This window comes from Pseudomonas sp. TE3552, from assembly GCF_056278945.1.
This window is the reverse complement of the sequence record NZ_JBWBQJ010000001.1, coordinates 4,257,035-4,271,378: the sequence shown is the minus strand read 5'-3', so window position 1 is coordinate 4,271,378 and position 14,344 is coordinate 4,257,035. Positions and strand designations below refer to the sequence as shown.

Sequence of the window (14,344 nt, the reverse complement as noted above, 5' to 3'; positions counted from 1 at the left end):
TGTATGAACTTCAGCGGTTCAGGCGCCGGCTTGAGCATGCGCAGTGACAGGCGCACTCAATCACAGGATAATGCGCATCTTTTTCGGCGGCTCTGCCCTGTGGGCCGGCTGATATGTTTGCTTGTTTGGCCGCTTAGCCTGACAACCCTGGAGTGTCTGGTTTGATTGTCTTCCGTTATCTATCCCGCGAAGTCCTGTTGACCTTGAGCGCCGTCAGCGCCGTGCTGCTGGTCATCATCATGAGCGGACGCTTCATCAAATACCTCGCCCAGGCAGCTTCCGGGCTCCTGGACCCGGGCTCGTTGTTCCTGATCATGGGTTTCCGTCTGCCGGGTTTCCTGCAATTGATTCTGCCCTTGGGGTTGTTTCTCGGGATTCTGCTGGCCTATGGCCGTCTGTATCTCGAAAGCGAAATGACCGTGTTGTCTGCCACTGGCATGAGCCAGCAGCGTCTGTTTGCCATGACTCTTTTTCCGGCCACGCTGGTTGCGCTGGTGGTGGCTTGGCTGAGCCTGAGCCTGGCGCCACAAGGTGCCAACCAGTTCCAGCTGCTGCTGAACAAACAGGACGCCCTGACTGAGTTCGATACCCTCGAACCAGGCCGCTTCCAGGCTTTGCGCGACGGTACTCGGGTGACTTACACCGAACAACTGTCGGATGACCGCATCAATCTGGGCGGCGTGTTCATCTCGCAAAAAAATGTCAGTTCCGAAAAAAAGGATCGGGGGATTTCCATACTGGTGGCCGAGAAGGGCCGTCAGGAAATCAGGCCCGATGGCAACCGTTACCTGATCCTCGACAACGGCTACCGCTACGACGGTAATCCGGGGCAGGCCGACTACCGTGCCATCAAGTACGACGAGTACGGCGTATTGCTGCCTAAACCGGACGTCAGCGACGAAGTGACCGACCGTGACGCGATGACCACCAGTTCCTTGCTGGGCAGCGACGACATCCGCTCGCGTACCGAACTGCAATGGCGTCTGTCCCTGCCGTTGCTGGTCTTCATCGTGACCCTGATGGCGGTGCCGCTGTCGCGCGTCAACCCGCGCCAGGGCCGTTTCCTCAAGCTGCTGCCGGCGATTCTTCTTTATATGGCTTACCTGACCATCCTGATTGCCGCTCGCGGCGCCCTCGAAAAGGGCAAGATCCCGCCGGTGTTGGGCTTGTGGTGGGTGCATGCAGTTTTCCTGGTCATCGGTCTGGGCTTGCTGTACTGGGAGTCGCTGAGCTTGAAGATGGCGAGTCGCCGCAGCGCGCTGGAGGTGGCCCGTGGATAAGCTCGATCGCTACATTGGTAGCAGCGTGTTCATCGCGATCCTGGCAGTGCTGGGGATTATTTTGGGGCTGGCAACGCTGTTCGCTTTCATCGACGAGATGAGCGAAGTCAGCGATACCTACACGCTGATGGATGTCCTGAGTTACGTGTTACTGACCGCGCCGCGCCGCCTGTACGACATGTTGCCGATGGCGGCGCTGATCGGTTGCCTGATCGGCCTCGGCAGCCTGGCCAGCCACAGCGAGCTGACCATCATGCGTGCTGCGGGCGTGTCGATCGGGCGGATCGTCTGGGCCGTGATGAAGCCGATGCTGATCCTGATGGTGGTAGGGCTGGTGATCGGCGAATACGTCGCACCGGCCACGGAAGTCACCGCCCAGGCCAACCGCTCGCTGGCCCAGGGCAGTGGCGATGCGCAAAGCGCCAAGCACGGCCTGTGGCACCGTCAGGGTGAGGAGTTCATTCACGTCAACTCCGTGCAACCCAATGGTCTGCTGTACGGCGTGACCCGTTATCGCTTCGACGATCAGCGCCACATCCTGTCTTCGAGCTTCGCCAAGCGTGCGGAATTCGATACCGATCACTGGCAACTGACCGATGTCACGACGACGCTGTTCCATGAAAAAAGTACCGAAGTGGTGACTGCTCCGGTGGAACGCTGGGAAATAGCCCTGAGCCCGCAACTGCTGAGTACCGTGGTGATGGCGCCCGAGTCGTTGTCGATCAGCGGTCTGTGGAATTACATTCACTACCTGGCTGACCAGGGCCTGAGCAACGGTCGTTACTGGCTGGCGTTTTGGGTCAAGGTGTTGCAGCCTCTGGTGACTGCCGCATTGGTGTTGATGGCGATTTCCTTCATCTTCGGTCCGTTGCGTTCGGTGACCCTCGGTCAGCGGGTCTTCACTGGCGTGCTGGTGGGCTTCACCTTCCGAATCGTTCAGGATTTGCTCGGGCCTTCGAGCCTGGTGTTCGGCTTCTCGCCGCTGTTTGCGGTGCTGGTGCCGGCTGGTGTCTGCGCCCTGGCCGGGGTCTGGTTGCTGCGCCGGGCCGGTTGATCGCGGGTTTTTCCGGGTCTTGCTTGTCACTCAAAACGCCCCTGTCGCAAGACCGGGGCGTTTTTGTAGGCGCCGTCTGACCTGCAAACGTGACGCTTGCGCCGTGGATCAGGTACAATTCCCGGCTATTTTTCGGCGGGCTATGCCTGCAGCCTTTTTGAGTGTTGATCCGTGAGTGATTTGAGTCATATCCGCAATTTCTCCATCATCGCCCACATTGACCATGGCAAGTCGACGCTGGCCGATCGCTTCATCCAGATGTGCGGCGGCCTTGCCGAGCGCGAAATGGAAGCCCAGGTGCTGGACTCCATGGACCTGGAACGTGAACGCGGGATCACCATCAAGGCCCACAGCGTCACCCTTTATTACAAAGCCCGCGATGGCATCAACTACCAACTGAACTTCATTGACACCCCGGGCCACGTCGACTTCACCTATGAAGTCAGCCGGTCGCTGGCGGCCTGCGAAGGTGCGTTGCTGGTGGTCGATGCCGGTCAGGGCGTCGAGGCTCAATCGGTTGCCAACTGCTACACGGCGATCGAGCAGGGTCTGGAGGTCATGCCAGTCCTGAACAAGATCGACCTGCCACAGGCCGATCCAGAGCGCGTCAAGGAAGAAATCGAAAAAATCATCGGCATCGATGCCACCGACGCGGTCGAGTGCAGTGCCAAGACCGGTCTGGGCGTCGATGAAGTGCTCGAGCGTCTGGTTCACACCATTCCCGCGCCGACCGGCAACATCGAAGATCCGCTGCAAGCGTTGATCATCGACTCCTGGTTCGACAACTACCTGGGCGTTGTGTCCCTGGTTCGTGTGCGCCACGGTCGAGTGAAGAAGGGCGACAAGATTCTGGTCAAGTCCACCGGCAAGATCCACCTGGTGGACAGCGTCGGTGTATTCAACCCGAAACACACCCCTACCGTCGACCTGAAGGCCGGTGAAGTGGGCTTCATCATCGCCAGCATCAAGGACATTCACGGTGCGCCAGTGGGCGATACCCTGACCTTGAGCTCGACGCCGGACGTCGATGTGCTGCCAGGCTTCAAACGCATTCAGCCGCAGGTGTACGCCGGCTTGTTCCCGGTCAGCTCCGACGACTTCGAAGACTTCCGCGAGGCGCTGCAAAAGCTCACCCTCAACGATTCGTCGCTGCAATACACACCGGAAAGCTCAGACGCACTGGGCTTCGGCTTCCGTTGCGGCTTCCTCGGCATGCTGCACATGGAAATCATCCAGGAGCGCCTGGAGCGCGAATACAACCTGGACCTGATCACCACGGCGCCGACGGTAATCTTCGAGCTGCTGCTCAAGACCGGTGAGACGATCTACGTCGATAACCCGTCCAAGCTGCCGGACCTGTCTGCCATCGAAGACATGCGCGAGCCAATCGTGCGCGCCAATATTCTTGTGCCGCAAGAACACCTGGGTAACGTCATTACCCTGTGTATCGAAAAACGTGGTGTGCAGGTCGATATGCTGTTCCTCGGCTCCCAGGTACAAGTGACCTACGACCTGCCGATGAACGAAGTGGTGCTGGACTTCTTTGATCGTCTGAAATCCACCAGTCGCGGCTATGCTTCTCTGGACTACCATTTCGATCGTTACCAATCGGCTAGCCTGGTGAAACTGGACGTGCTGATCAACGGTGACAAGGTCGACGCCCTGGCGCTGATCGTGCACCGTGACAACTCGCACTACAAAGGTCGCCAGTTGACCGAGAAGATGAAAGACCTGATTCCGCGGCAGATGTTCGACGTGGCAATCCAGGCCGCCATTGGCGGTCAGATTGTGGCGCGTACAACCGTCAAGGCACTCAGAAAGAACGTATTGGCCAAATGCTACGGTGGTGACGTCAGCCGTAAGAAAAAGCTGCTGGAAAAGCAAAAGGCCGGTAAAAAACGCATGAAGCAGGTCGGTAACGTGGAAATTCCACAAGAAGCCTTCCTTGCAGTGCTCAGGTTGGATAGTTAGGTCCTATGTCACTAAATTTCCCGCTGTTGCTGGTCATCGCCGTGTTCGTCTGCGGCCTGTTGGCGTTGCTCGATCTGCTGTTCCTGGCGCCACGGCGCCGGGCTGCCATCAACTCCTATCAGGGGAGCGTCAGCCAGGCTGACATGGTGGTGGTCGAGAAACTGAACAAAGAGCCGCTGCTGGTCGAATACGGCAAATCGTTCTTCCCGGTGTTGTTCATCGTGCTGGTGCTGCGTTCGTTCCTGGTGGAACCGTTCCAGATTCCTTCCGGCTCGATGAAACCGACCCTGGACGTCGGCGACTTCATTCTGGTGAACAAGTTTTCTTACGGGATCCGCCTGCCGGTGATCGACAAGAAAGTCATCGAAGTCGGTGATCCGCAGCGCGGCGATGTGATGGTGTTCCGCTACCCGAGCGACCCGAACGTCAATTACATCAAGCGGGTTGTGGGCCTGCCGGGTGACCAGATTCGCTATACCGCCGACAAGCGCCTGTTCGTCAACGGTGAGTCGATTGCCGAACAACTGGTCGGCTCCGAGCCGGGCACGTTGGGCAGCGCCGAGCTCTACAAGGAAAAACTCGGCGTCGCCGAGCACCTGATCCGCAAGGAAATGAGCCGTTACCGCGCAATGCCGGATCATTCGTGGACCGTGCCTGCCGGGCACTACTTCATGATGGGCGACAACCGCGACAATTCGAACGACAGTCGCTACTGGGATGATCCAAGCATTCCCAAGGATCTGCTGGGCATGGTTCCCGACAAGAATATCGTCGGCAAGGCTTTCGCAGTCTGGATGAGCTGGCCGGAACCGAAACTCAGTCACCTGCCGAATTTTTCGCGGGTTGGCCTGATCAAGTAATCACACACGGCGCTGTTGAACACAGCGCCGAATGCATTTCTGGAGCCGGCACAATCGGCGACAGGAGCATGAAAACAACGATATTCAGGACGTTATTTTTGAACACAGCGTTAATTGTCCCAAGCCTGCGCCGCCTCTCGGCCCTGGCGGTGGAATCCAACCACGAACTCAGCGTGGGTAAACCGTGAGCGTCTCCTTAAGCCGTCTCGAGCGTCAGCTCGGCTACACCTTCAAGGATCAGGAACTGATGATCCTGGCCCTGACTCACCGCAGCTTTGCCGGGCGCAACAACGAACGCCTGGAATTCCTCGGTGATGCCATCCTCAACTTCGTCGCCGGCGAGGCGTTGTTCGATCGCTTCCCGCTGGCCCGCGAAGGCCAGTTGTCGCGTTTGCGCGCGCGTTTGGTGAAAGGTGAGACCCTGGCCGTATTGGCCCGTGGTTTCGACCTGGGCGAATACCTGCGCCTGGGCTCCGGCGAATTGAAAAGCGGCGGTTTCCGTCGCGAGTCGATTCTGGCTGATGCCCTCGAAGCGCTGATCGGTGCGATCTATCTGGATGCCGGCATGGAAGTGGCGCGCGAGCGCGTGCTGGCCTGGCTGGCCGGAGAGTTCGAAGGCCTGACACTGGTCGACACCAACAAAGATCCGAAAACCCGCCTGCAGGAATTCCTGCAATCGCGTGGCTGTGAGCTGCCGCGTTACGAAGTGGTGGATATCCAGGGTGAGCCGCATTGCCGGACGTTCTTCGTCGAATGTGAAATCATCTTACTGAATGAAAAAAGCCGAGGTCAGGGTGTGAGCCGTCGTATTGCCGAACAGGTAGCGGCCGCCGCAGCACTGATTGCCCTGGGTGTGGAGAATGGCAATGACTGATTCAACCGCAACTCGCTGTGGCTATGTTGCCATCGTCGGCCGTCCCAACGTGGGCAAGTCCACGCTGCTGAACCACATTCTGGGCCAGAAGCTGGCAATCACCTCGCGCAAGCCGCAGACCACCCGTCACAACATGCTCGGCATCAAGACCGAAGGCGATGTGCAGGCGATCTACGTCGACACCCCGGGCATGCACAAGGGCGGCGAAAAGGCCCTGAACCGCTACATGAACAAGACCGCTTCGGCGGCGTTGAAAGACGTCGACGTGGTGATCTTCGTGGTTGACCGCACCAAGTGGACTGACGAAGACCAGATGGTTCTCGAGCGCGTTCAGTACGTGACCGGCCCGCTGATCGTGGCGCTGAACAAGACCGACCGCATCGAAGACAAATCCGAGCTGATGCCGCACCTGACCTGGTTGCAGGAGCAATTGCCGAACGCGCAGATCATGCCGATCTCGGCCCAGCACGGGCACAACCTCGACACGCTGGAGCGAGTGATCGCCGAGCACCTGCCGGAAAACGATCACTTCTTCCCGGAAGACCAGATCACCGACCGCAGCAGCCGCTTCCTCGCGGCTGAACTGGTACGCGAAAAAATCATGCGCCAGATGGGCGCCGAGCTGCCGTACCAGATCACCGTGGAAATCGAAGAGTTCAAGCAGCAGGGCAAAACCCTGCACATTCATGCCTTGATCCTCGTCGAACGTGACGGCCAGAAGAAGATCATCATTGGCGACAAGGGCGAGCGCATCAAGCGCATCGGCACCGAGGCACGCAAGGACATGGAGCTGCTGTTCGACTCCAAGATCATGCTCAACCTGTGGGTCAAGGTGAAAGGCGGCTGGTCCGACGACGAACGCGCCTTGCGTTCGCTGGGGTACGGCGACTTGTAAATCGTCCAGCAGCACATCGATTCAATTGTGGGAGCGAGCTTTTGTGGCGAGGGAGCTTGCTCCCGTCGGCCGATCCGCGCCCGGGCGAAGCAGTCGTAAATCCTGGCATCGCGTTTTTACCTGAAACACTGAGGTGCATGGTTTTGGGGCCGCTTCGCAACCCAGCGGGACGGTGCGGCGTTCCGACAAGCTCCCTCGCCACAGTGGATCTCCAGAGATTCGGAAACTGATGTCATCCAGCCCGCCAACCGGTCAACCCGCCTACGTGCTCCATTCCCGCGCCTACCGCGAAAGCAGCGCGCTGGTGGATTTCCTCACGCCGCAAGGGCGGCTGCGGGCGGTGTTGCGCAGTGCGCGGGGCAAGGCCGGGACGTTGGCGCGGCCGTTCGTGCCGCTGGAAGTCGAGTTTCGGGGGCGGGGTGAGCTGAAAAATGTCGGCCGCATGGAAAGCGCCGGTGTTTCCACCTGGCTCAACGGCGAGGCGCTGTTCAGCGGTCTCTACCTCAACGAATTGCTGATCCGTCTGCTACCCGCGGAAGACCCTCACCCTGCGGTTTTCGATCACTACGCCGCGACCTTGCTCGCCTTGGCCGAAGGCCGTCCACTGGAGCCGTTGCTGCGTTCTTTCGAATGGCGGCTGCTCGACGATCTCGGTTACGGCTTTGCGCTGAACACCGACATTCACGGCGACCCCATTGCCCCGGATGGCCTCTACCGCTTGCAAGTGGATGCAGGCCTGGAGCAGGTCTATCTGTTGCAACCCGGTCTGTTCAATGGCGCCGAACTGTTGGCCATGGCGGACGCCGACTGGTCCGCGCCTGGTGCGCTGTCCGCCGCCAAGCGATTGATGCGCCAGGCACTGGCCGTTCATCTGGGTGGTCGTCCTCTGGTCAGTCGCGAGTTGTTTCGCAAGCCCTGATCACCCCGTATGCTGTGCACCGAACTTTCCCTCTTTCAGGAGCGCTTCCGTGACCACCAGCAATCGCATTCTTCTTGGCGTGAACATTGACCACGTTGCCACCCTGCGTCAGGCCCGGGGTACTCGTTACCCGGATCCGGTCAAGGCAGCACTGGACGCGGAAGAGGCGGGCGCTGACGGCATCACCGTGCACCTGCGTGAAGACCGTCGGCACATTCAGGAGCGCGACGTGCTGCTGCTCAAGGACGTGCTGCAAACCCGCATGAACTTCGAAATGGGCGTCACCGAAGAAATGATGGCGTTCGCCGAACGCATCCGTCCGGCGCACATTTGCCTGGTCCCGGAAACCCGTCAGGAACTGACCACCGAAGGCGGCCTGGACGTGGCGGGGCAGGAGGCACGGATCAAGGCGGCGGTGGATCGCCTGGCGAAGATCGGCTGTGAAGTGTCGTTGTTCATTGATGCTGACGAGCGGCAGATCGAAGCGTCCCGCCGTGTCGGTGCACCGGCCATCGAATTGCACACCGGGCGTTATGCGGATGCCGAGACGCCAGCCGAAGTCGCTGAAGAACTCAAGCGTGTAGCCGATGGCGTGGCGTTTGGTCTGGCCCAAGGGTTGATCGTTAACGCCGGCCACGGTCTGCACTACCACAACGTCGAAGCAGTCGCGGCGATCAAGGGCATCAACGAACTGAACATCGGTCATGCGCTGGTGGCCCATGCGTTGTTCGTCGGCTTCAAGTCGGCTGTATCGGAGATGAAGGCGTTGATTCTGGCCGCCGCAAAAGCTTAAAGCCAAACACAAAACCAGTGTGGGAGCGAGCAGGCTCGCTCCCACACTTGATTGGTGGTGGCTGTTAAAGCGGCGGGGTTTCCTGGCTCGGCTTGGTCTTGTCGACCCCCGGCACATGCAGGTTGCCCTCAGCGATCTGATTGCCTTCCAGCTGCGGCTGCGTGACCCACGTCAGGATGTCGTAGTAACGACGAATGTTCGCCACGAAGTGCACCGGCTCACCGCCCCGGGCGTAGCCGTAACGGGTTTTGCTGAACCACTTCTTCTCGGACAGGCGCGGCAGGATTTTCTTCACGTCCAGCCACTTGTCCGGGTTCAGCCCTTCCTTGGCCGCCAGTTTGCGCGCGTCATCCAGGTGACCGCTGCCAACGTTGTAGGCTGCCAGCGCAAACCACGTACGATCCGGCTCCTGGATCGATTCATCCAATTGGTCCTTCATGTAGGCCAGGTACTTTGCACCGCCCATGATGCTCTGCTTGGGGTCGAGTCGATTGGACACGCCCATGGCTTGTGCAGTGTTCTGGGTCAGCATCATCAATCCGCGCACGCCGGTCTTGGACGTGACCGCCGCTTGCCACAGTGATTCCTGATAACCGATCGCGGCTAGCAGGCGCCAGTCGACTTTTTCTTTCTTGGCGGACGCTTTGAAGTGCTGTTCGTATTTGGGCAGTCGTTGCTGCAAGTGCTGGGCGAAGGTGGTGGCGCCCATGTAGCCGAGTACATCGACGTGGCCGTAGTAACGATCTTTCAAGCGTTGCAAGGTGCCGTTTTTCTTCACCTTGTCGAGGTAGGCGTTGATCTCGTTGAGCAAGCTGTTGTCTTCGCCGGCGGCCACGGCCCAGCTCTGATTGCTGGCGTCACCGAGATCGAAGGCGACCCGCACGTTGGGGAAGTAGACCTGGTTCATCGCCACTTCGTTGGAATCGACCAGGGTCAGGTCGATCTGACCTTCGTCGACCATGCGCAGCAAATCGACGACTTCAACTGCGTCGGACTCTTCATATTCAATGCCCGGATATTTCTTTTTCAGCTCTGCCAATTGCTCGGCGTGGGTACTGCCCTTGAGCACCATGATCTTCTTGCCGACCAGATCGCCGGCGTCGGTGGGGCGCGACTGGCCGTTGCGGTAGATGATCTGGGGGGTGACTTCGAGGTAGGAGTGGGAAAACCGCACCTGCTTTTTGCGCTCTTCGCTGCTGACCAGGCCGGCGGCAGCCAACACCGGGCCGTTGGGCTTGCCCACCTGATTGAACAGGTCGTCGAGGTTGTCGGCGGTTTCGATCTTGAGTTCGACCCCCAGATCGTCGGCGAAGCGCTTCACCAGCTCGTATTCGAAGCCGGTTTCACCGTTGCGATCCTGAAAGTAGGTGGCGGGGCTGTTACGGGTAACCACCCGCAGCACGCCATCCTCCTTTACGCGCTCCAGCGTGTTGGGTTTATCAACACAGCCACTGAGCATCAGGAAGAGTCCGGTTGCGATCAGCCATTTGGCGTACCGCGGACGCAAAGCCGTTGGGGAAAACATTTGCGCAGTATACGCAAAGCACCACGAGCGCCATATCTCGACAGCGAAGGGCTTGTCTGCTAGAGCATCAAAAACCTGTCTGGAGCCCGCAGGAATGGGCCCGGACAGCATTTTGTGACAGAAAAAATAACCCCCGGCGCCCACCTGTTTCAGGCCAGAATCCCCGGCCCGACGTTCGGGTACAGCCGCGTGTACCGTTTCGGGTGATGTCGCGGGCGGTTTAGGCTAGAATGCACGGCCTCAAAGCACACCCCTTCCCGAGGCTGTCCCGAAGATGTTGATCCTGCGCGGCGCTCCTGCCCTTTCTGCCTTTCGCCACAGCAAACTCCTTGAGCAACTGAGCCAGAAGGTTCCGGCTGTCAGTGGCTTGTATGCTGAATTCGCTCACTTCGCCGAAGTTACCGGCGTCCTGACCGGCGACGAACAGCAGGTGCTTGCGCGCCTTCTGAAGTACGGCCCTAGCGTTCCAGTACAAGAGCCAGCCGGTCGTCTGTTTCTGGTGTTGCCACGTTTCGGCACTATCTCGCCGTGGTCCAGTAAAGCCAGCGATATCGCTCGCAACTGTGGCCTGACCAAGATCCAGCGCCTGGAGCGCGGCATCGCGTTCTACGTCGCCGGCCAGTTCAGCGACGCCGAAGCGCAGCTTATCGCTGATGGGCTGCACGACCGCATGACCCAGATCGTGCTGGGCAACCTCGAACAAGCCGCCGGGCTGTTCAGCCACGCCGAACCCAAGCCACTGACCGCGATCGATGTTTTGGGTGGCGGCCGCGCCGCGCTGGAAAAAGCCAACGTCGAGCTGGGCCTGGCCCTGGCCGAAGACGAAATCGACTACCTGGTCAACGCCTTCATCGGCTTGAAGCGCAACCCGCATGACATCGAACTGATGATGTTCGCCCAGGCAAACTCCGAACACTGCCGTCACAAGATCTTCAACGCCAGTTGGGACATCGACGGTCAGAGCCAGGAAAAAAGCCTGTTCGGCATGATCAAGAACACCTACCAGATGCACAGCGAAGGTGTTCTGTCGGCTTATAAGGACAACGCTTCGGTGATCGTCGGCTCCGTGGCCGGCCGCTTCTTCCCGGACCCTGAAACCCGCCAGTACGGCGCGGTGCAGGAGCCGGTGCACATCCTGATGAAAGTCGAAACTCACAACCACCCGACCGCGATTGCCCCGTTCCCGGGCGCATCCACTGGTAGCGGCGGTGAGATTCGCGACGAAGGTGCAACCGGTCGCGGCGCCAAGCCAAAGGCCGGCCTGACCGGTTTCACCGTGTCGAACCTGCAGATTCCGGGCTTCGAACAGCCGTGGGAAGTGCCATACGGCAAGCCTGAGCGCATCGTGACCGCGCTGGACATCATGATCGAAGGCCCACTGGGTGGCGCCGCGTTCAACAACGAATTCGGTCGTCCGGCCCTGACCGGCTACTTCCGTACTTTCGAACAGTCGATCACCACCCCGCGTGGCGACGAAGTGCGCGGTTATCACAAGCCGATCATGCTGGCCGGCGGTATGGGTAACATCCGTGCCGAACACGTGCAGAAAGGCGAAATCACCGTTGGCTCCAAGCTGATCGTTCTCGGCGGCCCGGCGATGTTGATCGGCCTGGGCGGCGGTGCAGCGTCCTCGATGGCCACCGGCACCAGCTCGGCCGACCTGGACTTCGCTTCGGTACAGCGCGAAAACCCGGAAATGGAGCGTCGCTGCCAGGAAGTCATCGACCGTTGCTGGCAGTTGGGTGACAAAAACCCGATCAGCTTCATCCACGACGTCGGCGCGGGCGGTCTGTCCAACGCCTTCCCGGAACTGGTCAACGATGGCGACCGTGGTGGCCGTTTCGAACTGCGTAACATTCCAAACGATGAGCCGGGCATGGCCCCGCACGAAATCTGGAGTAACGAATCCCAGGAGCGCTACGTTCTGGCGGTCGGCCCGGCAGACTTCGAACGCTTCAAGGCGATCTGTGAACGTGAGCGTTGCCCGTTTGCGGTAGTCGGCGAAGCCACTGCCGAGCCGCAACTGACCGTGACCGACAGCCACTTCGGTAACAGCCCGGTGGACATGCCGCTCGAAGTGCTGCTGGGCAAAGCCCCGCGCATGCACCGTTCGGCCGTTCGCGAAAACGAGCTGGGCGACGATTTCGATCCGTCGACCCTCGACATCGCCAACTGCGTCGAACGCGTCCTGCATCACCCGGCCGTGGCCAGCAAGAGCTTCCTGATCACCATCGGCGACCGCACCATCACCGGCCTCGTGGCCCGTGATCAGATGGTCGGCCCGTGGCAGGTTCCGGTAGCCGACGTTGCCGTTACCGCCACCAGCTTCGACGTCTACACCGGTGAAGCCATGGCCATGGGTGAGCGCACTCCGCTGGCCCTGCTGGACGCTCCGGCGTCGGGCCGCATGGCCATCGGCGAAACCCTGACCAACATCGCCGCTTCGCGCATCGCCAAGATCTCCGACATCAAACTGTCGGCGAACTGGATGTCCGCCGCCGGTCACCCGGGTGAAGACGCACGTCTGTACGACACCGTGAAAGCGGTCGGCATGGAACTGTGCCCTGAGTTGGGCATTACCATTCCGGTGGGCAAGGACTCCATGTCCATGGCCACTCGCTGGAACGACGAAGGCGTCGACAAGACCGTGACCTCGCCGATGTCGTTGATCGTGACCGGTTTCGCGCCAGTGGCTGACATCCGTCAGACCCTGACCCCGCAACTGCGCATGGACAAGGGCACCACCGACCTGATCCTGATCGACCTTGGTCGCGGCCAGAACCGCATGGGCGCCTCGATCCTCGCTCAGGTTCACGGCAAACTCGGCAAACAGGCACCGGACGTCGATGACGCCGAAGACCTGAAAGCCTTCTTCGCCGTGATCCAGGGCCTCAACGCCGACGGTCACCTGCTGGCTTACCACGACCGTTCCGACGGTGGTCTGCTGACCAGCGTGGTGGAGATGGCCTTTGCCGGCCACTGCGGCCTGAGCCTGAACCTCGACGGTCTGGCAGAAACCTCCGCCGACATCGCCGCGATTCTCTTCAACGAAGAACTGGGCGCTGTGATCCAGGTTCGCCAGGATTCCACCGCGGACATCCTCGCGCAGTTCAGCGCTGCCGGCCTGGGCGACTGTGTGTCGGTGATCGGTCAGCCGATGAACAACGGCGAGATCAGCATCACCTTCAACGGCGACACCGTATTCGAAGGTCAGCGTCGTCTGCTGCAACGTCAGTGGGCTGAAACCAGCTACCAGATCCAGCGTCTGCGTGACAACGCCGACTGCGCCGAACAAGAGTTCGACGTGCTGCTGGAAGAAGACAACCCGGGTCTGAGCGTCAAGCTCAGCTACGACGTCAACCAGGATGTCGCCGCGCCTTACATCAAGAAAGGCATTCGCCCACAGGTTGCCGTTCTGCGTGAGCAGGGCGTCAACGGTCAAGTGGAAATGGCGGCCGCGTTCGACCGCGCCGGTTTCAACGCGATCGACGTGCACATGAGCGACATTCTGGCCGGCCGTGTCGACCTGAATGACTTCAAGGGCATGGTCGCTTGCGGCGGTTTCTCCTACGGCGACGTACTGGGGGCCGGTGAAGGCTGGGCCAAGTCCGCGCTGTTCAACAGCCGCGCTCGCGATGCCTTCCAGGGCTTCTTCGAACGTACCGACAGCTTCACTCTCGGTGTATGCAACGGTTGCCAGATGATGTCCAACCTGCACGAGTTGATTCCGGGCAGCGAGTTCTGGCCGCACTTCGTGCGTAACCGTTCCGAGCAGTTCGAAGCCCGTGTGGCCATGGTGCAGATCCAGGAGTCGAACTCGATCTTCCTGCAAGGCATGGCCGGTTCGCGCATGCCGATCGCCATCGCCCACGGTGAAGGTCATGCCGAATTCGCCAGCGAAGAAGCGCTGCTGGAAGCCGATCTGTCGGGTTGCGTGGCGATGCGTTTCGTCGACAACCACGGCAAGGTCACCGAGCAGTATCCGGCCAACCCGAACGGCTCGCCGCGCGGGATCACCGGTTTGACCAGCCGCGACGGTCGCGTGACCATCATGATGCCGCACCCGGAGCGTGTGTTCCGCGCCGTGCAGAACTCGTGGCGTTCGGAAGACTGGAACGAAGACGCACCCTGGATGCGTATGTTCCGTAATGCTCGCGTGTGGGTGAACTAAGA

General features: G+C 60.0%; 10 protein-coding genes. 9 read left to right on the top strand and 1 reads right to left on the bottom strand.

Annotated elements, in window-relative coordinates:
• The first annotated feature begins 161 nt into the window (after nucleotides 1-161).
• The 8 genes from lptF (at nucleotide 162) to pdxJ (ending at nucleotide 8,646) form a co-directional block, all read left to right on the top strand.
• Nucleotides 162-1,280 carry an LPS export ABC transporter permease LptF gene (gene lptF / locus ACZ9BB_RS19305; protein ID WP_476215394.1) on the top strand — a complete coding sequence of 373 codons (1,119 nt, stop codon included), beginning with the start codon at nucleotides 162-164 and terminating at the stop codon, nucleotides 1,278-1,280.
• Nucleotides 1,273-2,334 (top strand): LPS export ABC transporter permease LptG, encoded by a 1,062-nt coding sequence (gene lptG / locus ACZ9BB_RS19300; RefSeq protein ID WP_476215392.1) that lies wholly within the window; start codon nucleotides 1,273-1,275, stop codon nucleotides 2,332-2,334. Before lptF ends, lptG begins: the two co-directional genes overlap by 8 nt.
• A 171-nt stretch (nucleotides 2,335-2,505) precedes the next feature.
• Nucleotides 2,506-4,305: a translation elongation factor 4 gene (gene lepA, locus ACZ9BB_RS19295; RefSeq protein WP_018927092.1), complete on the top strand. Its 1,800-nt coding sequence runs from the start codon at nucleotides 2,506-2,508 to the stop codon at nucleotides 4,303-4,305.
• Nucleotides 4,306-4,310: 5 nt separating this feature from the next.
• On the top strand, nucleotides 4,311-5,165 hold the full coding sequence (gene lepB / locus ACZ9BB_RS19290) for a signal peptidase I (RefSeq protein ID WP_476215390.1): 855 nt from the start codon (nucleotides 4,311-4,313) through the stop codon (nucleotides 5,163-5,165).
• A gap of 184 nt (nucleotides 5,166-5,349) precedes the next feature.
• Entirely contained in the window at nucleotides 5,350-6,039 is a 690-nt protein-coding gene (gene rnc / locus ACZ9BB_RS19285) for a ribonuclease III (RefSeq protein ID WP_103405809.1), read from the top strand.
• Nucleotides 6,032-6,934 carry a GTPase Era gene (gene era, locus ACZ9BB_RS19280; protein WP_018927088.1) on the top strand — a complete coding sequence of 301 codons (903 nt, stop codon included), beginning with the start codon at nucleotides 6,032-6,034 and terminating at the stop codon, nucleotides 6,932-6,934. Before rnc ends, era begins: the two co-directional genes overlap by 8 nt.
• 229 nt (nucleotides 6,935-7,163) lie before the next feature.
• Nucleotides 7,164-7,853: a DNA repair protein RecO gene (gene recO / locus ACZ9BB_RS19275; RefSeq protein ID WP_476215387.1), complete on the top strand. Its 690-nt coding sequence runs from the start codon at nucleotides 7,164-7,166 to the stop codon at nucleotides 7,851-7,853.
• A gap of 49 nt (nucleotides 7,854-7,902) precedes the next feature.
• Entirely contained in the window at nucleotides 7,903-8,646 is a 744-nt protein-coding gene (gene pdxJ, locus ACZ9BB_RS19270; RefSeq protein ID WP_476215385.1) for a pyridoxine 5'-phosphate synthase, read from the top strand.
• A gap of 64 nt (nucleotides 8,647-8,710) precedes the next feature.
• On the opposite strand, the gene mltF is transcribed toward pdxJ, so the two are convergent.
• Nucleotides 8,711-10,171: a membrane-bound lytic murein transglycosylase MltF gene (gene mltF, locus ACZ9BB_RS19265; RefSeq protein WP_476215383.1), complete on the bottom strand. Its 1,461-nt coding sequence runs from the start codon at nucleotides 10,169-10,171 to the stop codon at nucleotides 8,711-8,713.
• A 274-nt stretch (nucleotides 10,172-10,445) separates the two neighbouring features.
• Between mltF and purL the strand changes: the two genes are divergently transcribed.
• Nucleotides 10,446-14,342, top strand: a complete 3,897-nt coding sequence (gene purL / locus ACZ9BB_RS19260) for a phosphoribosylformylglycinamidine synthase (protein WP_476215381.1) — start codon at nucleotides 10,446-10,448, stop codon at nucleotides 14,340-14,342.
• Nucleotides 14,343-14,344: the final 2 nt, after the last annotated feature.

Coding starts and splice junctions, on each gene's coding strand:
- lepB (WP_476215390.1), top strand. CDS start 4,311: ATGTCACTAAATTTCCCGCTGTTGCTGGTCATCGCCGTGTTCGTCTGC.
- era (WP_018927088.1), top strand. CDS start 6,032: ATGACTGATTCAACCGCAACTCGCTGTGGCTATGTTGCCATCGTCGGC.
- recO (WP_476215387.1), top strand. CDS start 7,164: ATGTCATCCAGCCCGCCAACCGGTCAACCCGCCTACGTGCTCCATTCC.
- mltF (WP_476215383.1), bottom strand. CDS start 10,171: ATGTTTTCCCCAACGGCTTTGCGTCCGCGGTACGCCAAATGGCTGATC.
- purL (WP_476215381.1), top strand. CDS start 10,446: ATGTTGATCCTGCGCGGCGCTCCTGCCCTTTCTGCCTTTCGCCACAGC.